Here is a 23,183-nt window from a genome sequence, read left to right as displayed (position 1 = left end):
TTTGACCATATGCTTATTATACACCGTTTGACCTTCTTTGACAAATATAAAGTATAAAATTTAAAAATCTTTTTGATGACATTTTATGGTAGAATAAAATTAAATAAACGATGGTAGGAAGTGATCTTTTGCAAACGATTTACACAGAATCGACATCAGTAATTGAATATATCATTGCTCATGGTCAACGTATGCAATTTAACGCTCACAACTATATATACCATTCAGGAGACTTGTGTAATCATATTTACGTCATAACAGAAGGAAAAGTCATCACCCATCGCGTAATGGAAGATGGAAAAGAATTTAATACAAAATTATTAGGCTATCATAGTATATTCGGCTCAACTACTTTATTTTGTGGAAGAAAAACACATACCCTTTCAGCAAGAGTTAAAGAACGTGCAACCGTTTATAGATTGCCTAAAAAACAATTTGAAGAATCTATATTGGATGACGACGTATTAAAATATGAATGGCTATTATGGGTTCAGAATGAAAACGAAAAAAATGAATATCAAATTCGTGATATTTATACTTTAGGGAAAACTGGCGCCTTTTATTCTATATTAATTAAACTTGCTAATACTTATGGTATTCATGAAGGAACAAAAGTACATATCAATGTTGATTTAACTAATCATGAACTAGCAAATTTCTGTAACGTAACGAGAGAAAGTGTCAATAGGATGTTAAGTAACTTAAAGAAAAAAGACATTATTTCAATTAAACATAAAAGAATCACTATACTTGATTTAGAATTTCTAAAGAAATCAATTAACTGCGAAAATTGTCCGCTATCAATATGCAGAATTGAATAGAAAAACCCAACTAAGCTGAACTTAGTTGGGTTTTATTTACTATTAACTCACACCTAATGCAATTTTTGCATAACGAGACATTTTGTCTTTATTCCATGGTGGATTCCAAACAATATTTACTTCTGTTTCTTTAATTTCAGGTAATTCACCTAATGCAGTTTTGACTTGATCCACAATTTGTGGCCCTAATGGACAACCCATTGAAGTTAATGTCATTTCTACAGTACATAAACCTTCATCATCTAAATCAACATTATATACTAGACCTAAGTTTACAATATCTATGCCAAGCTCAGGGTCAATAACGTTCTCTAATGCACCTAAAATACTATCTTTCATTTCTTCTTCCATTTTTTCACCTCATTCTAAAAGTTACTATTTATAATATATCAAATTTAAAGCGTTCGATAAAGAAAATGATATGATATTATAGTATAAGATATTTATTAACAAACACTAAGGAGTTTTCGATATGGAAAAATACTTAATTTGTTTAGATTTAGATGGAACATTATTAAACGATGATAAACATATTCCTCAATATACTAAACGAGTACTTCAATATTTAAAGAGTTTAGGTCATGAAATTATTATCTCAACTGGTAGACCATATCGTGCAAGTGTGGATTATTATAATGCTATGGATATGAATACACCGATAATCAATTTTAACGGTGCAGTTATTCATCACCCAAAAGATAATCAATTTAAATCAGTGAATGAAAAGTTAGATGCTCGTATTGCTACAAAAATTTTCAATGATATTTCAACATTGAATATTAAAAATATTATTGCTGAAGTTAGAGACCAAGTATATATCAACAACTATGACAAAGAATTATTCGAAGGATTCAGTATGGGTAATCCAAATGTTCAATATGGTCAGCTTGATAAATTGTTACCAGAATCACCAACTAGCTTATTAATTCAAGCTGAAGAGGATGAAATTCCAAGAATTAAACGCCATTTAAGCAAATATTATGCTGAACATATTGAACATAGACGTTGGGGTGCACCATTTCCTGTTATTGAAATTGTTAAAAAAGGCATCAACAAAGGAAAAGGCGTTAAATATGTCGCTGATTATTTAAACATTAATTATGATAACATTATTGCTTTTGGTGACGAAGATAACGATTATGAAATGATACAATTTGCTAGTTACGGTATTGCGATGGGTAATGCCATTCCGGAACTTAAGGAAATTGCAAATGATGTAACAGACACAAATAATAATGACGGTATCGGAAAATACTTAAATAAACATTTTGAACTAAATATGTAAGGAGTCCTACGATATGAGATTAGTAGTCGACAGTGGTTCAGATTTAACATTAGAACAAATTAAAGAATTAGATTTATATTTTTTACCATATGGCATTGTTATAGATGGCGTCAATAAAATTGACCAGTATGAAATTTCTAATGAAGAAGTACTCAATGCAATTAAAGAAAATAAGCATCCCAAGACCAATCAAGCTACAATGGATCAAATGAAAAAGGTATTTACAGAAATCGCAACAAATAAAGAACAAGCTATTTACCTTGCTTTCAGCAGTGCTTTAAGCGGAACTTACCAAACTGCTTGTTTAGTAAAAGAACAAGTGAAAGAAGATTATCCGGATTTAGATTTAACCATTTATGATACGAAAAGCGCTTCTATGGGATTAGGTAAATTGATAATCGATGTCCATGAACAATTAAAAGTAACAGATTCATTTGAAGAAATCGATCAATTTATTAAAGATAAACTCAATAAAATTAGACACCTCTTTACAGTTAAAGACTTGAAATATTTAGCAAGTGGTGGTCGTCTATCTAAAGGTCAAGCCTTCTTAGGTACATTACTTAATATTAAGCCACTCTTACATGTAGAAGATGGTGCGCTTGTACCAATAGAAAAATATCGAGGATCAAAAAAATTATGGCATGCCATTATCGAAAAAATGCAAAGTGAAAATAATGACTTTTCCAATGAAACGATTTATATGACACATGCAGATGATTTAGAAGAAGCTGAAAAATTAAAATCATTAATGCTTGAAGCATTATCACCTAAACAAGTTGTCATTTCAAATATTGGTCCAGTTATAAGCTCACATACAGGTAGTGGCACAGTCGCAATCTTTTATTATAAGGAGTAATGAGTATGAATAAAATAATTGTCATTGGTGCAGTTGCAGGTGGTGCAACTGTTGCATCACAAATTAGAAGACTTGATAAAGAGAGTGAAATCGTAATATACGAAAAAGACAGAGATATGAGTTTCGCAAATTGTGGGCTCCCATATTATTTAGGTGGCATTGTAAATAATAGAGATTTAATGCTCTCAGCTACACCTGAACAATTTAATAATAAAAAAGACATTACCGTTAAAACATACCATGAAGCTATTGCCTTAAATGCTCAGGATAAAACAATTTCCGTTAAAAATCATCAAACTGGTGATATTTTCACTGATCATTATGATCAGCTTATATTAAGCCCTGGGTGTCGCGCTCGGACATTACCATTTGAGTCTAATAGATTATTTACATTAAGAAATCTTGAAGATACCGATCGAATCGAATCATTCATCGAAGAACAACATGTACAAAAAGCTTTAATAATAGGTACTGGTTATGTCAGTTTAGAAATTCTTGAAAACTTCTACTATCGCGGTATTAAAACGACATTAATTCATCGTAGTGAACAAATCAATAAAAGTATGGACAATGATTTAAATCAAGTTATATTCGAAGAAATTAAAAAGAGAGACATTCCATTTAGATTAAATGAAGAAATAACGAATATTAATGATAAAACCGTTACTTTTAAGTCTGGTCATATTGAAGATTTTGATATCATAATCGCTGGTGTTGGGATTGAACCTAATAGTGATTGGTTAAAAACATCATCTTTAAAATTAAATGATAAAGGTTACATTCCAGTAAATGAATATTTTGAAACGAATGTAAATGATGTTTACGCTATCGGTGATATTATTGAAACTTTTTATCGACACACAAAAAAACGCACCTCTATTACACTCGCATGGGGCGCACATAGAGCTGCATCATTAATTGCGGAAAATTTATCTTTAGATAATCCTCACGATAAAGTGTCATTTAAAGGATTGTTAGGTACAAATATTGTTCGAGTATTTGATTATGCACTAGGTAGTGTTGGAATAAGTGAATCCGAGCTCAGTGATTACAACTACACAATGATTGAACAAACACAAAAGCAACACGCTGGTTACTACCCAGTTGCTGAGCCAATCACGCTTCGCGTATATTTCGAGAATGAAACACGCAAAATTTTACGAGCTTGTGCAATTGGAAAAGACGGCGCAGATAAACGAATTGATATCATTTCCACTGCTATAATCGGTGAATTAACAGTAGATGATTTAAGGGATGTAGAAATAGCATATGCTCCTCCGTTTTCAAGTCCAAAAGATATCGTCAACATGATAGGATATAAAGCTCAAAGTAAATAAAATGTTCATAATATAATTGTATAGCCATAATAAAAGAAGCCTCCGACAATAATGTCCAAGGCTTCTTTTATTATGTTTTATTTATATTTGTTTGATGTTGCATTGTCTTGTTTTCTTTTCTTACTTCTTCTTGATACTAAGTATATAAATAATCCAAATAAAATAATGACCATTGCTGCTGCATAGAAGTAACTATTATTTAGTCCTCTTTCATCAATTATTGCATAGAGTTCACTTTCTTCTCTATCTGTTATTAAATGAAATTCATTATCTTTTTCTTTAATGTTGTCACCGATTATTAGTCCTCTGAGCATCTTTTTATCTTCAATTAGTTTATCTGTTAATGTAACTTTTTTAGATTTATTTGTATCATTAATATTTAATATATAATCTACTGTATTTGTATCATAATACAGGACGTCGGTTCCTTTATCATGTTTAATTTCTTTAACGCTACCTTCGTACAGTTCTTGATACTGTTTAAAAGTATCTGATATTTTTTCAAGATATTCTATCACTTCTTTATCTGTTCTAAAGTCTTGTAATTGGTTTATCGTTTCTATATTAGATCCATTTACAGCAATTTCAGTTCCATAATTCATCATAACTGGTCCTTTATATCCCCACATATACGCCATAAGTTGCTTAATACGTGTTCCTGGGAACATATTTTCATCTGCTGCATATTTTGTGAATCTTTCTGTAAACCAAGTATCAGCTAAAAGAACCTCATTATTCTCGTTATATGATGGAATTTTAGTGTTTACAGTTTTAAATCCATTTTGAATGGATGATCTTGTTTCACTACTAGATACGTGTTTGAAATTTTTAGCATTTATGCCATCCTTATTGATGATGCCATACGTATCCACACCTTCAGGGATAAAGGTTTGCGCATCAATTCCATCTTGAATAATATTCATTGATATTCCATCAATTTGGTATTTGTCTATCAGTTTTTTTACTTTTGATTTATAAATGCCTTGATTCTTACTATCTTTTAAATCAATGAATTTTTCGTTACCAAAATATGATTTTTGTATTTTGTTTAAATCTCCATTCGTTGATTCGTTGAATTCATCAGTATACGTCACTGGCATATCAACTATGACTTTCATTTTTTTATTATGTGCTTTATTGATGAATGATTTAAATGCTTTTTCTCCACCTAAAACAGAATCAATGTTATCGTAGTTTTTAACTTTATAACCTAAAAAATCATTCTGTTCATGAGAAAAGACTGGTGAAATATGTATCGTGTTAAACCCCATATCATGTATATAATCTATTTTGGATTCTATACCTTGAAAATCCCCACCTAATGGTAAATCTTTTGATTTGTTATTATTTTTAATCATTTTATTATTGTCATTATTCCCATTCATAAAACGATCAACAACTAAACTATAGATTCTCGGATATTTAACATCCTCATATTCTTTTTCTTTAGCATACATATAATTACTAAAGATTGGTGCAACTAGCAATATACTTATTAATAATTTTGTCCATTTATTCATATCATTTACCCTCTTTACTGCGCTATTACTTTCATTATACTAAAACGTTTACTTAACTGATAGCCCATCATTAAATTGTCATAATTAACTATTTTGTACAAAAATATATAATCATACATAAAATGACGTGAGTAATAATATTTTGACACCATTTCGTGGATTAACTGCCTCGTTATTCCATGACTTCCACCATCTCGCAGATTAACTATTCTACATAAAAAAACAAACTAAACGTCAAAACGTTTAGTTTGTTAAAGGTTCCAATGTTGTTTTAACCGAAGTGTAAAACGCCCATTGGTAAGTAGCTACCTAGTAAAATTGTTAATACCATTACTACTACTGTAGCAATTAACAATCCTTGACTGTTTTTGTTCTTTTTCTTTTTCGCAATTGTAACTTCAATTAGCCCTAAAACTGCTAATCCAAGGATAAATTTAATACCGTATAACATACCATTAATGCCCATTGCTTGTATAAAAATAACAAAACCAGAAATTAAAGTAAATACCATGAACAATCTTAAAACCATATGTACCGGTTTGTTTGTAACTTTCATATAAACAACAAAGAATAAAATGATTGTCACTAACCAACTAAAAATATGGAAATGTATCATATTTAGTTCCCCCCAAATATTAATATTTCGAATCCATTAGCATTATAACATATGTGAGAATGTTATATGTATTTTTGTAATTTCAGATATATTAAAATTATTCCACCGTTCACATTTTATTCAAATCTAATATTTTTCTTCAATAAAAAGACGCCCTTTTGAAATCAATTTCATTTCAAAAGGGCGTCAACTTAATTTAATATTATTTACTAATAAATGTAGTTAATGTACCAATACCATCGATTGTAACTTTAACTTCATCGCCTGGTTGTAAATATTTCGCTGGGTTCATACCAGCACCTACTCCAGATGGTGTTCCTGTTGCAATAATATCTCCTGGATGTAACGCTACATATTTAGATATTTCAGCGATTAATTCATCAATTTTAAGAATCATTTCGTTTGTATTTCCATCTTGTCTAATTTCATTATTAACTTTAGTAACGATGTTAACATTTTCAGGTAACGGTAATTCATCTTTCGTTACAATATAAGGTCCCATTGGGCATCCACCAGTTAATGATTTAGATAGGAATGCTTGACCATGTGCCTTCTGAGCAGCTCTATCCGTAATATCATTAATGATTGTGTAGCCATATACATAATCTAGTGCTAGTCCGCGTGGGATTTTTTCTCCTGCTTTACCTATAACAACGCCTAGTTCACCTTCGTAATCCAATTGTTCCGTAATGTCTTGATGATTAGGAATTTCAGCATTATCACCAGTTAATGATGAAGCTGCTTTTGTAAACACATATAAACTGTTCACTTCATTGTTAAGTTCTTCAGCATGTTTTTTGTAATTACGACCAAATGCGATAACGTTATTGGTTGGCGTTACTGGTGGTAAAAACTCGATATCTTGGAAATTATATTTATAGTTATCTTTATCAGGTGATTCCTCAACATTCACAACTGCTTTGCGAACAGCTTCTTGGAAATCGATATTTATATTTTGTTGTAAACCTTCTAATAGTGTTTTTGGATTAAATTGATCTTCACCAAAGTCTTGGAACACTTTACGTAAATCCCAAACCGCTTCTTCTCTTTTTACTTTCACACCATAAGAAGTTGTATCATTAATTTTAAAAGTTAAAAATTTCATACATTCTGTCAGCTCCTTCTTGTTCTTGTTGCTATTATACCGAATTTTTAGATAAATCGCATTATTTTCAAACTAATTATTTTAAATATGTTACTTTTCTCCATATTTTTTCCAATGGACCTTGATTGAATTTCTTCAAGTATAAATAACTAATAATCAATTGAATGATAAATATAACTATTGCCATAATATACAATGTTAATACTGATAATTTACCATATAAACTGAAACCAATCCCATAGAATATCAAGACGCAAATTATACTTTGCATGATGTATATTGTTAAGCTTAATTTTCCAATTGATTGAAATGGCAATAATATTCTCCTACCAATAGAATCTTCACAAAGTATCACAAAGAAAATAATGTAACTGATTGCTACTATAGGTCCACCAAACATTTGGCTAATAAGTTGAGAAATCATTGATCCAACTAAATTGATTTGTATCATCTTCACTGCTAAACCTAGAATAAATATGACGAGCCCTATTATGATATATAAATTTTTGTGCGTGATTATCTTTTTAAACCAATTTGTCTTATGTGCATAAATACCAAATAACATTATTGGTAAAATACTAAATGGTCCCACTAAAATTGCACTCGCAATGTTTTCTCCGAAATATTTTAAGTTATAGCCAGCTATAGATAAATAGTCTGTTGAAATTAATATATTGTTTACTCTTTCTAGTTCTTGTAAACCGACAAATGATTCTAATTGAGTCGCATCTCCAAGTAATATTATAGGTAAGATATACAATAAAGAGAATATACCAAATCCTATACAAATTGCTATTAGTGAATAATGTGGTTTTAATTTTACAAATAGGATAGCTATTAAACCGAGTAGTGCATATGTTGCTAATATATCGCCATAAAAGAGGAATATACCATGTACCACACCGATTAATAGTAAGAACAATAACCTTCTAATAATCATAGGATAATAATCTATATTTCTTTCTAAACTATTTTTGTACATAATGGATAACCCATAACCAAATAAGAAAGCAAATATAGGATAGAATGAGCCTATTATAAATAGCGAACTCAATTTAAATAATGCACCATCTTGATGTTGGAAATATTCAAACGGATTTATAACTTGATATGGATAAGCGAATGTAAGAATATTCATAAGTAAAATTCCTAACAAACTAAATCCTCTTAAAGCATCTATACTAAAAATTCTTTGCTTTGCCATTAATATTTCTCCTTGATATGTTTAGTTCCATATTGAAAGAAGTATAGGTATCCTTCAACTGGTCGTTGTAATATTGTTTCTAAAGTATTCTTATAATATTCCATTTGAACTTCATATTTTTTCATCATTTCTTCAGCTACATCGTCCATTGTTTTACCTCGTCTTACAATAAATGCATCTGTTTTATAGTCTATGAATGAAACTTTTTCATCTTTAATAAATATGCAATCAATCATACCTTGAATAATTGGTTTATTCTCATCTTCTTTAAAATCATGCGATACACTCGGATCTATGTCATCTTGCCCCACTACAAAAGGGACTTCACGTAATACTTTATCTGCATTAACTAAATCAGTATATAAATCTGATTTTGTAAATTGTGCGATCAAATCTAACTGTAAATCGTCAAGCGCATCAGTTGGGAGAATATCTTTATCGATAAGTGAATGAACAAGTTGAATTAACTGTTCTTCATTTAATCCGTCTTTCTCTAAAGGTAAATGCTGCATAACAGCGTGCATTAAAGTACCAATTTCAGCACTTTGTCGTTTCTGGTTTGATAAGAATTTCGGTCGGTCATAAGCTTTTGTACCTACTTGATATTGTCTAACAATTTGATAATCTGTACCAGCATCTTCAGTTTCTCTTTGTCTTTTAATTTCTGAAACTGATTGCTTTGCAGCGAGATTTAATCTCGATTTATTAGGATATTCATAAGAAATTTGTCTTAAAATTTTCTCTTTATTATTTGATGTTTTGTATTTCATTAATGCTTCAATTGTTGGTTTTTCACTTTCATCTTCTTCGATATCTTCTTCTGCGTCTTCATGCAGTATGTTGATATTAAATGATTCGTTCTGATTTGATTGAAATAGCATCGCATGACTTAGCCCATGTTTATTAGATTTTGCCATTACTGCCATCATTAAAGCTAACGGTGATTTGGCACTTACTCTAAAGTCAGCATCTAATATTTCATGATTATCTGCCTGAACTAACCCCATTTCCTCTACCGCTTTATCATTTTTTACTCGTCCGACTAAATAAATTGATTCTTTAGCTCTTGTTAAAGCAACATAAATCAATCTCATTTCTTCCGAAATCATTTCAGTCTCGTTAATATTTTTAAATATAGTAGAAGCGATTGTTGGATATGATATTTTTTGATCAACATCGAAGTAAGACAGTGCCATACCATAATTATTATTCAAAATGATATGTTTAGTTAAATCAGCACGATTAAAGTTTCTTGTAATCCCTGAATAAATGACAAATGGAAATTCAAGTCCTTTACTACTATGTATTGTCATCATTCGTACAACATCATCATTAGGACCAATCACACTTTCTTGTCCAAAGTCTTGACCTCTTTCTATGAGTTCATCAATAAATCTAATAAACTGGAAGATTCCTCTTAAACTTGATGCTTCAAATTGAACAGCTTTATTTAGTAGTCCATATAAATTTTGTCTTCTTTGAACACCACCAGTTAAACTACTAAAATAAGCGATAATATAATAATCATTATAAATTTTATCAAGTAATTTCCATACTGGAACGGACTTACTATATGTTTGATAATGCTCTAATTGTCTTAAAAATAAATTAAGTTTTTCAACTAATACCATGTCCGCTTCACTATGTTCAACATATTGATGTATTGAATCTAAATAATAAATTTCTCGAGGTGCTTTATTTCGAATTTCAGCTAACTCGTCTTCTTGAAATTGAAAAGCAATTGACCTCATCAATCCAACTAAATATTTATCTTGTAGCGGATTATCGATTACTCTTAAGAATGAAAGCATCAATCTTATTTCATTTTGTTCAAAATAACCTTTTTTGGACTCAACATAAAATGGAATGTTAGCATCCTTAAACGCTTGTTGTAGGTTTGGTGCATTGCCATAGCTTCTTTCAAGTATGACAATATCTTTATATGTTGCAGGTCGGTATGTTTTAGTTTTTCTATCATATACTTCTTTGTTATCTAATATATATTGCGCTTTTTTTACAATATGTTTAGCCTCTAAGATGTTATTATCTTCTTCGTCGTATGAGTCTTCTACTAGAATATCCATTTCAAATGGTGTATTCAGTTCATCATAGTCCGCTCCGTAATATAATTTTGCTTCGTCATTATATTCAATTTCTCCAACTTTTTCATCCATCATATGTGAAAATATATAATTCGTGTTGTCTAATACTTCACGACGCGATCTAAAGTTTTTTGATAAATCTATTACTTTACCTGATGTATCAGGATTAAGATTAAATCGCTTATATTTTTCAATAAATAATTCAGGTTCTGCTTGTCTAAATTTATATATTGATTGTTTCACATCCCCAACCATAAATAAATTTCCATTTGATTCATTACCACGTTTAATACACCCGATGATTGCTTCTTGAACTCTGTTCGTATCTTGATATTCATCTACTAATATTTCATTGAAATGTTCTCGATATTGTAGTGCAATTTCAGAAGGTGTTCCATCATCATTTGTTAATACTTCTAATGCTAAATGTTCATAATCTGAAAAGTCGATAATGCGCTTGTCTTGTTTCAATTTTTTAAAATAATGAATGATATCTCTTGTAATTTCACTTAACATTTGTACTCTAGGTGACATTTGATGCATGTCTTTAATTAGATTTTCTTTATCTCTACTTAAGTAATTATCATTAATATCTTTCAAGCTTTCTGTATATTTTGTATGATAAGTCTTTCCTAACTTTAATAATTGCTCATCACCTTCATTTGCTTTACTAATTTTGGTTGTGTTTGTAGGTAATTTTTTGGATGAGATGTCATGACCAATGGCGTCATATGACTTCTCTCCAGCTATGAGTTGGCTTATCCATATACGTTCACCTTCAAGATAATCCATATGTTTTTCGACATCAATTAAATTTTGGTAACAATCTATAGACTGATACAAAGCATTGTTTGCACTATTCAATTTAGTACGAATCATTTCGTCTAACATCTTGAAATACAAATGGCCTTCATCAATTTCTATATAAGGTTGATTCAGTTTCTCTAACCATTCAATAGGGTTAGCGTGTGCAATACTAAACTGATACATTCGCTTTAATATCACTCTCAAAGGTTCATCTGACCTATCATTCGATAAATGTTCAACCAAGTCTAAAAATGTTTGGTCATTCTTGTCGTAGTATGATTCTAATATGTCATCAATGGCTTGTTCTAAAAGCACAACACCTTCAACTTCATTTGCTGTTCTAAAATTTGGATCTATATCTATTTCGTCATAATGTGATTTTATCAAAGATAAACAGAAGCTATGCAATGTTGAAATTTGTGCTTGATGTATCTTAATTCTTTGAGATTTAAGATGTTCATCTTCAGGATGTTTAATGCTTTCTTGTTGAATGGCATGATTAACTCTCGCCTTCATTTCTCGCGCACTAGCGTTAGTAAATGTAACAACGAGTAATTTATTTACATCTTCTTTATTTCTCATTATTTTTTGAATAATACGTTCAACAAGTACTGCTGTCTTTCCACTTCCTGCAGCAGCTGCGACAAGAATGTCTTGTCCTTCAGAATATATAGCATTCCATTGATCCATAGTCCATTGGGCGTCTATAGGTTTTTCGGGAATAGAAGTCACTCTGTTTCATCCTCCTCTCTTAACATCGTAATAATTTCTTCAGTTTTTAACTTATGGTCTATTTCTCTATATTGATGTGTGTCTGTAATAGGATCAACATGACAAACAGACTTGTATTCACAAAATTGACAAGGCAATTTGTTCTGGTATTTTAAAGGTGAAACTTCTGTATGACCATCCATTATTTGACTAGCAGTTTCTTCAAAATTCATTCTATTTTTTTTAATTAATTTATAAAACAATTCTTCATCAAGCGCTTTACTATATGCATTTAAATCGCCATTTTTCTTTTTAGTAACGGGTATCATATCAGACTTTAATTGCTCTAATAATTTATGATCTAATGCATCTATCACTTCAGGATTTTTGTTCACATAGCCATCCATTTTAAATGCTTCAATCGTCTGTTTATAAATATCTTCCGCTTCAGGAATTTCTCCCCAATTAGTTGCCTTAATTTCTGGTTCATGTACATGAAAATATAACAGTGCTCCAGGTGACACTTGCTCTTGTAATTCCAAAATCGATTTATTTTGTAGTACAACATCTAAATAAGTGAACATTTGCATTTGCATACCATAAACAACTTTAGTTAAATCCAAATTTGTCTCTGATGATTTATAGTCAATTATTGACACATAATCTTTATCTTTCCCTTTATAAACATCTAATCTATCAATTTGTCCTCGGATTTGTATTGGCGTATTTCGTTTCGTTTTAAGTGGTGTTGTCTTTAACTGATGTCTTGAAGTAGCACCAAAATTCAATTCAAATTGATATGCCTTAAATTTAGAATAGCGTGTTTGATACTTCATCGCTTCTAAGGTAGATTTTAATATGTTTTGAATTCGTAATTTTAAATAACGATAATGCGCCGTTCTATTAAGTACGTCAAATTGAATTTTAGGTAAACTTGCATCTATTGCTTCGTTGATTAATTTTGCCATCATTTGGTCAGATATTTTACTGAAATCACCATTGACCTCATCAGAAATATATTTCAATGTTTGATGGAATATGTTTCCGATATCGACACTTTGAATTTGATATTTAGAACGTTCATTTAACTTTAATCCATGAGAGACATAATGCTTAAATGGACACTGATTATATGTTTCAAACCTTGAAACACTTGCATTAATTTTATCACCGTATAATTGTTCAGAAATTGATTCATTCAGTTGTACAGTGCTATTTTCATATGTTAAAGCAGAATTTAAAAACTGAATTCTATTATCTAAATGATGAATATCTTGTACCGCATGAAAAGCGTCAAGCCATATATCATTTACTACTTCATCGTTTAACCAATCATTCACATGTTGAAAGATATGAATTTGACTTTGATGTTCATGCTCCATTAACTGCATAGGTTCTGCTTCTATACTCATATTTAATGATTGAACATGTAAGTTTCTAAATAATGATTGAATAGTCGTTAAAAATGGACTCTTCTCTCTTACTTCCCCACTATCAGACATAAGTGGATATGTAAATATCACATCTTGTTTCGCTCTTGTCATCGCTATATAGCATACGAACGCTTCATCCATTTGTAAGATGTCACTAGTTGGACTTAATTCTAAACCACTTGTTTCTGCTAATGCTTTCTTTTCATCATCTGTTAATAACAAAATTTGATTAGAAACACTCGGTAACACACCATCATTCATACCAAGTAAGAACACTGTTTTTTTATTGTCGACTTTTGCTAAATCCATATTTCCTACTGCTACTTCATCTAATGATTGAGGTACCATTGAAAAGTTCAATTCATCTAATCCTCTATCAAGAATTTCAATATATTCTTCAAGTGATAGTGAAACATCTCCCAATACTTCGACAATATCATCAAAAATTCTGATCGTTCCTTGCCAAACTTGGTCAATTTGTTCTGCTTCTTCGAATTTATTTTGAATTTCTAGTTCATCTCTTAATGTCATAAGATGACTTGGCAACTCGAATTGTTCTATCACTTCATATAATCGTATTGTGAATTCTTCAACGTTTTGACTATCTGACAGTGATTCATTTAATAGTTCAATTTTGTTCACTACATAATCTTTCAATCTAATAACGCTTTGAATTGTTCTTCTATCTTCTTCTATAACAGCGTCTTCTTCTTTTCTTAAACTTTTCTTGCCAAGTTTTTCAAATGATTCTACAGTGAAGAACTCTGGATTTGTCCATCGATTACCATATATGCCTCTTTCAAAAGCGTAATTCTCAAGTATATCAATTAAATATGTAGCGTTTGGGATATGACTTGTTAATATGCCCGTTTTCAGCATTCTCATAACAGGTTCGAATTTCCAACCAGTTTTAATGACTTCTAGCATTGACCTAATACACTCAATAAATGGATGATACGCCATTTTCTTTTTTGCGTCATGGTTATAAGCAATATCAAAATGAGGTAGCACCGTTTCAATCAATTGCTCGTAACTTGGATCTCGATAAAGAATTGCGATGTCATTGTAAGATACATGCTCTTCTCTACACCTTCTAATTATTTCTCTCGCAACATATTGAACTTCATCCCTCATATTAGAGGCTTCTATTATATTGAGATTTTCATTTTCTTTAGTGTCTGGTAATAAAGCATCAAATTGATTTTCTAAATGTTGTAAATCAGGCTGATTATTAAATCGTTCTTGTTTTTTAAATTGTCTAATATTAACTGGTATATGTAAATCTTGTGCAATATTCTCAATATGAGTTAATGTTTCGGACGTTTTTCTAAATAAACTAAATGGATCTTTGCTCCCATCTGTCGTTAATCCAATCGTTACTGAACGGCTATATTTGATTAATGATTCAATCACTTTATATTCGAGTGTTGAAAAGTTATGAAAACCGTCTATGTATATATCTGCTTGTTTAATGTATTGAGAGTCAGGTATCTTTTCAATTAATTTATATAAAACATCTTCAGCTTGCACATAACGCCCTTTAAGTTGTGATTCTAACGCTGAATAAATAGTCTTAATATCAATTAGTTTATCCCGCATTCTCTTAGGTATTTCATTATGTTGTTCAATATAGTCTTCAATATCTTCAGGTTGTACATTATATTTTTTGAAGTCTTTAATTTCATTCATCATCTTATGACTAAAACCATAGTGTTGAATAGTCGATGAGTATAAATTTAGCTGCGCTTTATGAGTATGTAGTAAATGATATGTTAACATCGCTAAAGCTTCATCTGAAATTTGTTGTTCAATTAATCCACCTTCATCACTTAAAACTCTCCAACTTAACCTTTCAAATCCAAACACAGAAGTTCGTATACTTCCTTTTAATTCGGCATTTCTAACAAAAGCTTGTTCATATTGGAAAGTATTTTGAGTAGGTGTTAAAAAAATAATCGGGTCACCTAATGGATTACTTTTCATTTGCTCTGTCATATATTGAATCATTGATCTCGTTTTCCCTGTACCACTTCGTCCTGTCCATACATTTAATTGCATTAATTGACCTCCCTTACACGATTTTCTAATATCTATATTTTAACATAAAAAGAACACCTCACTTAAACTAAAACAGTGAGGTGTTCTTAATCTTATTCGTTTGTTGCTGGATCAAAATTGAAATGGAATTGATTGATTGGCCAGAATCTAAATGATACTTTACCTACAATCACATCATCTTTAATTAAACCGAATGAACGTCCATCTTTACTTACTTCACGATTATCTCCTAACACTAAATATTCCCCTTTAGGAATTTTGTTAGCGCCACTAGCATTCACTAAATCTTTCACTTCAAAATTTTCGGTCAGTAATTCACGTGATTTATTTGCTTTATTTTCTTTTAAGTAAGGCTCTGGAATTTTCTTATTGTTTACATAAAGTTGGTCATTTTCATATTTTACTGTATCGCCTGGTTTACCGATAACACGTTTTACGTAATCATCATTTGCATTAGCATGGAAAACTATTACATCACCATTATCAATACTACCTATTTTATAACCTATTTTATTTACGATTACTTTTTCACCATTTTTCAAAGTTGGGTACATCGAATCACCTGATACTGTATATGTCGCAAATAAAAACTTTTGTATAAGTAGAACACATACGACAGCGACTGCAATTGCCACAACCCACTCAAATATTTCTTTCTTCAAAAGGGCCACCTCATTCTTATTATTTATCGGAGTTAAAATTAATATCTATATCGTCAAATGGAAAGTATCTCAGGCTTACTTTGCCAACAATATCTTTGTTATGAACAAATCCGATTTCTCTGGAATCTCTACTATTATTACGATTATCACCTAACACTAAATATTCATCATTAGGTATGACATCACTTTTAGAACCTTGTATCGTTCTCGTACTAAAATCATCAGTCGTTTCATTATCTTTCAAATAACTTTCATTTACTTTTGTACCATTAATATACAGTTTATTATTTTTCATTTCAACTGTATCTCCTGGAAGACCTATCACTCGTTTAATGTAGTCAGCATTTTTGTTGGCATGAAAGACGATCACATCACCGTTATCAAATTCTCCAAAACTCTTGACCAACTTATTAACTATAAGTCGATCTTTGTTATGAAATGTTGGTTCCATTGACTCGCCATCCACAACATAACCTAAAAACAAAAATGTTCTCACAATGAATAATAATAAAAGTGCAATAGCTATTGAAACGAACCATTCAAATATTTTTTTCATATTTAACCTCTATTTTTGAGTCGACTATCAAAATATTTTTCCAATCCTTTGCCAACTAACCAAAGTACAAAGATAATAACGATTACTATTATACTCTTTTTCGGGCTTATGAAAAAGGAATTTATATCAGAACCAATATAGCTCAATGTAAAAATCATAATTGCTTTAGATAAGATGAGTGCTAATAAATATACATATCGATTAATATGCGAAAATGCACTAACCATATTTACAAGTGCACTAGGTGTAAATGGAAAACATAATAGAATAAACAGTGGCCCGAACCCATGATGATCAATCCATTTTATAAACTTATCTACACGGCGATGTTCGACTACTCTTTTCATAAATGGTTTCTTTGAAATTAAACGGAGTATTATAAATACTAAATAGCTTCCCGTTACTGTACCTGCCCAAGTAATGAGAAATCCGATCAGTAATCCATAAGCATTAACATTTGCTATAACGAATAATATGATGGGTAAAAAAGGTATGAATGCCTCAGTGAATGGTAGTAAAAATGCTATTAGAATTCCGAATGATTTAAATGTTTCAATCAGATTAGTAATATTTTCCTCACTGAACCAATTTATAATATCTTGAAATATCATATGACGCAACTTCTTTCATAAATTTATATTAATTATACTCATAAACGTGAAATTATAAAAGAAATATGACATCATACAATAGTCGTAGAAACACGTACTTGCTAGCTTATGTGCACTTATTTAATATCGCTCAAGACTATCTCCAGTTTGCGGACTTGTACTCGGTTTGCGGACTTGCACTCGGTTTGCGGTCCACATAATCCGTTATCTGGACCGTATATCCCATTTGCGGACCACATAATTCGTTATCTGGACCGAATATCCTGTTTGCGGGCCACATATTCCGTTATCTGGACCGTATATCCCATTTGCGGACCACTTAATCTGTTATCTGGACCGCAAACCTTATTCATTGATCTTATAATAATATTTTGTGTTTTTACATTTCCCTACTCTTTCAAATTCTTTATATAGTAATCTTTTGAGTGATGTTTTAGAAACACCTGTCCATTCTACTGCTTCACTTACAGAAAACGGCTTACCTTTCAATATATATAGTTCCTTCAATGCATAAATAATTAGTTCATGTTTAAGAATGTTTGTTTTACAAGTCGAACATTCGATCCAAATACGAGCATTGTATAATAAATCTGTTTTTATCAATTTTTGGCAATTTGTACACTTGATCCCTTTTCTAATTTTCTCAAACGATACACGTTCAAACTGAATCAAGTTTTGCATGAATGGCTCATGCAATTTTTTAATTGTTTCATAAATAGCTTTATTTTCGTCATATTTGAAATTTGATGATACCATGTCTTGGATTTTATATAATTCACTATTTAACAATAAATTAATTCTTGATCTCAAATCTCCGAATAATGTAAAAGTTGGATTTACAAAGACGATATAGCTTTTTACTTCTCTATTAAAACGATATCGTGAAACAATTCTACGCAGTGCGTTGTCTGATACTTCGATTTGATTCAATAAATCTTTAGAGACATAACCTGAACTTCTAAATAGTTTGTGATTTTCGTAATAATAATCCCCTGTGTAATTTTTTATTTCAAATTGAAGAATTTCTTCATCTGTTACGACAATAAAATCAAACTGGACTTGATTGCAATTCTTTAATTGAACATCGTGTATACACCATTTTGTGTGATACAGGTTTAATATATTTGCGAATTTTTGCTCACCTTCATAACCAGTTTTTAAAATTTTGTATTGTTCTTCCAGTTTGATTGGAATCATATCTATCCTTCCATTTAAAGCCTCTAAATAAAATAATAATAATGGTTTATGCAATTTCACAAAAAATACACCTCATTTTTTAAGATTTTTATTTATAAACAAAAAAAGTCCTCCGAATAAAATTCGGGGACTTTTTTCATACATCATTGTATTATAGTCTTTCTTCTAATTCTTTTTTCATATCTTCAAATCCTGGTTTCCCAAGTAATGCAAACATATTTTGTTTGTATGCTTCAACACCAGGTTGATTAAATGGATTTACTCCTAATAAATAACCACTCATAGCACATGCTAATTCGAAGAAGTAAACAACATATCCAAATGTATATGCATCAAGTTGTGGTACTTTAACGATTAAATTCGGTACACCACCATCTGTATGAGCTAACAATGTTCCTTGGAATGCTTTTGTATTTACGTAATCAACTGTTTGTCCAGCTAAGAAATTTAAGCCATCTAAATCATCTTTATCTTCTTCGATTGTGATGTCGTGTTTTGGATTATCTACTTTCACAACAGTTTCGAATAAGAATCTGCGTCCTTCTTGTACGTATTGACCTAATGAATGCAAGTCAGATGTAAAGTTCGCGCTTGATGGGTAAATGCCTTTGAAATCTTTACCTTCTGATTCACCAAACAATTGTTTCCACCATTCACTGAAGTATTGTAATGCAGGTTCATAGTTAATGAGCATTTCAGTAGAATATCCTTTAGCATAAAGAATGTTTCGAATTGCTGCATATTGATACGCGATATTATCTTCTAATTCAGAAGATGATAAGTCTTCACGAGCATCACGCGCACCTTGCATCATTGATTCAATATCTATACCGCTCGCTGCGATTGGTAATAAGCCTACTGCAGTTAGTACAGAATATCTACCGCCAACATCATCAGGTACAACAAATGTTTCATAACCCTCTCCAGTTGCTAGGTCTTTTAAAGCACCTTTTTCTTTATCAGTCGTTGCAAATATGCGATTTTTCGCTTCATCTTTACCATATTTTTCTTCTAAAATTTTCTTAAAAATTCTAAATGCAACTGCTGGTTCAGTCGTAGTGCCTGATTTTGAAATGACATTAATAGAAAAGTCTTTACCATCTAAATATTCAATTAAATCATGTACATAAGATGAAGATAAGTGATGTCCTACGAATATTATTTGAGGATTGTCGCCTTTTTCATAATTAGCAAAAGTAGAATTCAACATCTCAACAGCAGCTCTTGCTCCTAAATATGATCCACCAATTCCGATAACAAGTAATACTTCAGATTGTTCTTTAATACGTTTAGAGGCTTTTAAAATTCGATCAAATTCATCTTTGTCGTAATTAACAGGTAAATCAACCCAACCTAAAAAGTCGCTTCCAGCACCTGTTTTTTCATGTATAACATGATGTATATTTTTTACTAAATCACGAGTTTGGTCTAACTCATGTTCTCCAAAAAACGTTAATGCTTTCTTATAATCAAATTGAATATGTGTCATAATGTCCTCCTAAATGAATATTACTAATATTATTAACGCTTTTATTTTACTCTAGTTTTCATACCCTTTCAATTGAAATGTAACTGAACGCATATAGATGCATAATTATTTATAAATAAAATTGATAATTCAAAAAAGATATGGTATTGTGTATACAACGATTAAATATTCAATATATTAAATAATAATACACAAAGTGGGGTTGAAATTTATGAATAAAAAAGTTGTTTTAGCATATTCAGGTGGTTTAGATACAAGTGTCGCTGTAAAATGGTTAATTGAAAAAGGTTATACAATTGTGGCATGTTGTTTAGATGTAGGAGAAGGTAAAGACTTAGATCTTGTTAAACAAAAAGCATATGATATGGGTGCAGAAAAATCTTATGTAATAGATGCTACTAAAGAGTTCAGTGAAGATTATGTAGGGTATGCCATTAAAGGTAACACTATGTATGAAGGTACTTACCCGTTAGTTTCAGCATTAAGCAGACCTTTAATTTCAAAAAAATTAGTTGAGATTGCATTAGAAGAAGATGCGATAGCTATAGCACATGGTTGTACTGGAAAAGGTAATGACCAAGTTCGTTTCGAAGTTGCAATTAAAGCTTTGGCTCCTCATATTGAAGTTCTTGCACCAGTTCGTGAATGGTCATGGAGTCGTGAAGAAGAAATCGATTATGCAAAGAAACATAACATTCCTATTCCAATTAATTTAGATTCTCCATACTCAATTGATCAAAATTTATGGGGTCGTAGTAATGAATGTGGTATTTTAGAAGATCCTTTTGCAACACCACCAGAAGATGCTTATGATTTAACAAATCCGATTGAAGAAACACCCGATACAGCTGAAGAAATGGAAATTGAATTTAAAGAAGGACTACCTATTTCTATCAATAATAAAGTTTATCCTTTAGATGAGTTAATATTACAATTAAATGAAATTGCTGGCCTACATGGCATCGGTAGAATTGACCATGTTGAAAATCGTCTAGTAGGTATTAAATCTCGTGAAGTATATGAAACGCCAGGTGCAAAAGTTATCATGGAAGCACACAAAGCATTAGAGACTATTACATTAACTAAAGATGTTGCACATTTCAAACCAGTTATCGAAAAGCAATTATCAGAACAAATCTATAATGGACTTTGGTTCTCACCTTTAACAGAAAGTCTTAAACAATTTATCGATTCAACGCAAACTAATGTAACAGGAACAGTTCGTGTTAAACTGTTTAAAGGGAACGTTATAGTAAATGGCCGTAAATCACCATTTAGTTTATATAATGAAGAATTAGCAACTTATACTAAAGAAGATGCATTCAACCAAGATGCAGCTGTAGGCTTTATTGAAATATTCGGCTTACCTACTAAGGTCAATGCATTACTAAAAACAGAGGGTGTTTTAAAATGAGTAAAAAAGCATGGGGAGGCAGATTTGAATCTAATCCCGAATCTTGGGTAGATGCGTTTAACGCTTCTATCCATTTTGATAAAAATTTAATTGATCAGGACATTCAAGGTAGTATCGCACATGCTACAATGCTTGCTGAGCAAGGTATCATTGAAGAAGCAGAGTCTAAACAAATCATTCGAGGGTTAAAAGAAATTCAACATGATTACTATCAAGACAAACTTGAATTAAGTGAATCACTCGAAGATATTCATTTAAATATTGAGCATGCACTTATTCAAAAAATTGGTCAAGTCGGTGGCAAACTCCATACTGGTAGAAGCAGAAATGATCAAGTTGCTACTGACATGCACCTTTATACAAAAGAGAACGTCAAATCAATAATTGATTTGATTACCTCATTACAAAATGCAATTCTAAATATTGCGGATGAGCATGTTTATACGATTATGCCTGGTTATACACATTTACAAAGAGCACAACCTATTTCATTTGCCCACCATGTTATGACTTACTTTTGGATGTTAGAGCGTGACAAATCACGTTTCCAAGATAGTATTAAGCGTATCGATATCAGTCCACTTGGTGCTGCTGCTTTGAGTGGAACAACACATAATATAGATAGACATCGTACTCAAGAACTACTAAATTTCCAAAATATTTATGAAAATAGTTTAGATGCGGTGAGTGATCGAGACTACATTGTAGAAACTTTGCATAACATTTCATTAACAATGGTTCATCTTTCCAGATTTTCTGAAGAAATTATTTTCTGGTCAAGTAACGAAGCTAATTTTGTAACTTTATCAGATAGTTTTTCAACTGGCTCTTCCATTATGCCACAAAAGAAAAATCCAGATATGGCAGAATTAATCAGAGGTAAAGTTGGTCGAACGACAGGTCATTTAATGAGTATGCTTGTTACTTTAAAAGGCTTACCTTTAGCATACAACAAAGATATGCAAGAAGATAAAGAAGGTTTATTTGATTCAATTCATACGATTAAAGGATCATTACGTATATTTGAAGGTATGCTTACTTCAATGACAGTTAATACTGAACGATTACACGAAACAGTTCATCAAGATTTTTCAAATGCTACTGAATTGGCTGACTATCTCGTTGAAAAAAACATACCATTCAGGGAAGCTCATGAAATTGTAGGCAAAATTGTATTATGGTGTATTCAAAATAATCAATACTTACTAGATGTGCCACTCGAGCAATATAAATCATATAATGAAAAAATTGACGCAAATGTATTTGAATATTTAAAACCAGAAAACTGTTTAAGCCGTCGAAAGAGCTATGGTTCAACAGGCCAAGAATCAGTTAAACATCAAATTAAAGTGGCCAAAGCATTATTATAATTCATTTACTTCTTATACAAACATAA

At 30.9% G+C, this 23,183-nt stretch carries 18 protein-coding genes; 6 read left to right on the top strand and 12 right to left on the bottom strand.

The window, feature by feature from the left end; genetic code table 11:
* The first annotated feature begins 128 nt into the window (after positions 1-128).
* A complete protein-coding gene (locus CD111_RS04280; protein ID WP_095088904.1) occupies positions 129-821 on the top strand; it encodes a Crp/Fnr family transcriptional regulator in 693 nt (230 codons plus the stop codon).
* A 42-nt stretch (positions 822-863) separates the two neighbouring features.
* Here the strand turns inward: CD111_RS04280 and CD111_RS04275 are convergent, their stop codons facing one another.
* A complete protein-coding gene (locus tag CD111_RS04275) occupies positions 864-1,172 on the bottom strand; it encodes a metal-sulfur cluster assembly factor (RefSeq protein ID WP_095088906.1) in 309 nt (102 codons plus the stop codon).
* A gap of 121 nt (positions 1,173-1,293) precedes the next feature.
* Between CD111_RS04275 and CD111_RS04270 the strand changes: the two genes are divergently transcribed.
* From CD111_RS04270 to CD111_RS04260, 3 genes are read left to right on the top strand one after another with little or no spacing between them, the layout of a single operon-like run.
* Positions 1,294-2,106 carry a Cof-type HAD-IIB family hydrolase gene (locus CD111_RS04270; RefSeq protein WP_095088908.1) on the top strand — a complete coding sequence of 271 codons (813 nt, stop codon included), beginning with the start codon at positions 1,294-1,296 and terminating at the stop codon, positions 2,104-2,106.
* A gap of 13 nt (positions 2,107-2,119) precedes the next feature.
* Entirely contained in the window at positions 2,120-2,965 is an 846-nt protein-coding gene (locus CD111_RS04265; RefSeq protein ID WP_095088910.1) for a DegV family protein, read from the top strand.
* A 5-nt stretch (positions 2,966-2,970) separates the two neighbouring features.
* On the top strand, positions 2,971-4,302 hold the full coding sequence (locus CD111_RS04260) for a CoA-disulfide reductase (RefSeq protein WP_095088912.1): 1,332 nt from the start codon (positions 2,971-2,973) through the stop codon (positions 4,300-4,302).
* A 77-nt stretch (positions 4,303-4,379) separates the two neighbouring features.
* Here the strand turns inward: CD111_RS04260 and CD111_RS04255 are convergent, their stop codons facing one another.
* The 11 genes from CD111_RS04255 to CD111_RS04205 all read right to left on the bottom strand — a co-directional run bounded on the left by CD111_RS04255 (position 4,380) and on the right by CD111_RS04205 (position 20,373).
* Complete coding sequence (locus CD111_RS04255; protein ID WP_095088914.1) at positions 4,380-5,822, bottom strand: alpha-amylase family protein; 1,443 nt, start codon at positions 5,820-5,822, stop codon at positions 4,380-4,382.
* 271 nt (positions 5,823-6,093) lie between these two features.
* Positions 6,094-6,438, bottom strand: coding sequence for a YisL family protein (locus CD111_RS04250; RefSeq protein WP_095088916.1), 345 nt, complete (start codon positions 6,436-6,438; stop codon positions 6,094-6,096).
* Positions 6,439-6,640: 202 nt separating this feature from the next.
* Positions 6,641-7,543: a fumarylacetoacetate hydrolase family protein gene (locus tag CD111_RS04245; RefSeq protein ID WP_095088918.1), complete on the bottom strand. Its 903-nt coding sequence runs from the start codon at positions 7,541-7,543 to the stop codon at positions 6,641-6,643.
* Positions 7,544-7,619: 76 nt separating this feature from the next.
* On the bottom strand, positions 7,620-8,747 hold the full coding sequence (locus tag CD111_RS04240; RefSeq protein WP_095088920.1) for a DUF418 domain-containing protein: 1,128 nt from the start codon (positions 8,745-8,747) through the stop codon (positions 7,620-7,622).
* Positions 8,747-12,346: a helicase-exonuclease AddAB subunit AddA gene (addA, locus tag CD111_RS04235; RefSeq protein WP_095090163.1), complete on the bottom strand. Its 3,600-nt coding sequence runs from the start codon at positions 12,344-12,346 to the stop codon at positions 8,747-8,749. The genes CD111_RS04240 and addA overlap by 1 nt, the downstream gene beginning before the upstream one ends.
* A 38-nt stretch (positions 12,347-12,384) precedes the next feature.
* Entirely contained in the window at positions 12,385-15,858 is a 3,474-nt protein-coding gene (gene addB, locus CD111_RS04230; RefSeq protein ID WP_095088922.1) for a helicase-exonuclease AddAB subunit AddB, read from the bottom strand.
* A 92-nt stretch (positions 15,859-15,950) separates the two neighbouring features.
* On the bottom strand, positions 15,951-16,520 hold the full coding sequence (gene lepB, locus CD111_RS04225) for a signal peptidase I (protein WP_095088924.1): 570 nt from the start codon (positions 16,518-16,520) through the stop codon (positions 15,951-15,953).
* A 19-nt stretch (positions 16,521-16,539) separates the two neighbouring features.
* The gene (gene lepB / locus CD111_RS04220; protein ID WP_095088926.1) at positions 16,540-17,076 is read right to left on the bottom strand and encodes a signal peptidase I; all 537 of its coding nucleotides are present in this window, start codon (positions 17,074-17,076) and stop codon (positions 16,540-16,542) included.
* A 2-nt stretch (positions 17,077-17,078) separates the two neighbouring features.
* Positions 17,079-17,687, bottom strand: a complete 609-nt coding sequence (locus tag CD111_RS04215; protein ID WP_095088928.1) for a TVP38/TMEM64 family protein — start codon at positions 17,685-17,687, stop codon at positions 17,079-17,081.
* A 345-nt stretch (positions 17,688-18,032) separates the two neighbouring features.
* A complete protein-coding gene (locus CD111_RS04210; protein WP_095088930.1) occupies positions 18,033-18,944 on the bottom strand; it encodes a nuclease-related domain-containing protein in 912 nt (303 codons plus the stop codon).
* A 91-nt stretch (positions 18,945-19,035) separates the two neighbouring features.
* Entirely contained in the window at positions 19,036-20,373 is a 1,338-nt protein-coding gene (locus CD111_RS04205) for a glucose-6-phosphate isomerase (protein ID WP_095088932.1), read from the bottom strand.
* A 211-nt stretch (positions 20,374-20,584) separates the two neighbouring features.
* On the opposite strand from CD111_RS04205, the gene CD111_RS04200 reads away from it, so the two are divergent.
* Together CD111_RS04200 and argH are read left to right on the top strand one after the other, a co-directional pair.
* Positions 20,585-21,787 carry an argininosuccinate synthase gene (locus CD111_RS04200; protein WP_095088934.1) on the top strand — a complete coding sequence of 401 codons (1,203 nt, stop codon included), beginning with the start codon at positions 20,585-20,587 and terminating at the stop codon, positions 21,785-21,787.
* Complete coding sequence (gene argH / locus CD111_RS04195; RefSeq protein ID WP_095088937.1) at positions 21,784-23,157, top strand: argininosuccinate lyase; 1,374 nt, start codon at positions 21,784-21,786, stop codon at positions 23,155-23,157. Before CD111_RS04200 ends, argH begins: the two co-directional genes overlap by 4 nt.
* The last annotated feature ends 26 nt before the right edge of the window (positions 23,158-23,183 follow it).

The organism is Mammaliicoccus stepanovicii (assembly GCF_002902525.1).
Taxonomy (GTDB): domain Bacteria; phylum Bacillota; class Bacilli; order Staphylococcales; family Staphylococcaceae; genus Mammaliicoccus; species Mammaliicoccus stepanovicii.
This window is presented reverse-complemented; position numbering and strand designations above follow the sequence as displayed.

What these genes read in the sequence shown, in the direction of transcription:
- CD111_RS04265 (WP_095088910.1), top strand. Translation starts at nt 2,120, where the DNA reads ATGAGATTAGTAGTCGACAGTGGTTCAGATTTAACATTAGAACAAATT.
- argH (WP_095088937.1), top strand. Translation starts at nt 21,784, where the DNA reads ATGAGTAAAAAAGCATGGGGAGGCAGATTTGAATCTAATCCCGAATCT.
- CD111_RS04245 (WP_095088918.1), bottom strand. Translation starts at nt 7,543, where the DNA reads ATGAAATTTTTAACTTTTAAAATTAATGATACAACTTCTTATGGTGTG.
- CD111_RS04250 (WP_095088916.1), bottom strand. Translation starts at nt 6,438, where the DNA reads ATGATACATTTCCATATTTTTAGTTGGTTAGTGACAATCATTTTATTC.
- lepB (WP_095088926.1), bottom strand. Translation starts at nt 17,076, where the DNA reads ATGAAAAAAATATTTGAATGGTTCGTTTCAATAGCTATTGCACTTTTA.
- CD111_RS04260 (WP_095088912.1), top strand. Translation starts at nt 2,971, where the DNA reads ATGAATAAAATAATTGTCATTGGTGCAGTTGCAGGTGGTGCAACTGTT.
- addA (WP_095090163.1), bottom strand. Translation starts at nt 12,346, where the DNA reads ATGGATCAATGGAATGCTATATATTCTGAAGGACAAGACATTCTTGTC.
- addB (WP_095088922.1), bottom strand. Translation starts at nt 15,858, where the DNA reads ATGCAATTAAATGTATGGACAGGACGAAGTGGTACAGGGAAAACGAGA.
- CD111_RS04215 (WP_095088928.1), bottom strand. Translation starts at nt 17,687, where the DNA reads ATGATATTTCAAGATATTATAAATTGGTTCAGTGAGGAAAATATTACT.
- CD111_RS04255 (WP_095088914.1), bottom strand. Translation starts at nt 5,822, where the DNA reads ATGAATAAATGGACAAAATTATTAATAAGTATATTGCTAGTTGCACCA.
- CD111_RS04240 (WP_095088920.1), bottom strand. Translation starts at nt 8,747, where the DNA reads ATGGCAAAGCAAAGAATTTTTAGTATAGATGCTTTAAGAGGATTTAGT.
- CD111_RS04275 (WP_095088906.1), bottom strand. Translation starts at nt 1,172, where the DNA reads ATGGAAGAAGAAATGAAAGATAGTATTTTAGGTGCATTAGAGAACGTT.
- CD111_RS04200 (WP_095088934.1), top strand. Translation starts at nt 20,585, where the DNA reads ATGAATAAAAAAGTTGTTTTAGCATATTCAGGTGGTTTAGATACAAGT.
- CD111_RS04270 (WP_095088908.1), top strand. Translation starts at nt 1,294, where the DNA reads ATGGAAAAATACTTAATTTGTTTAGATTTAGATGGAACATTATTAAAC.
- CD111_RS04205 (WP_095088932.1), bottom strand. Translation starts at nt 20,373, where the DNA reads ATGACACATATTCAATTTGATTATAAGAAAGCATTAACGTTTTTTGGA.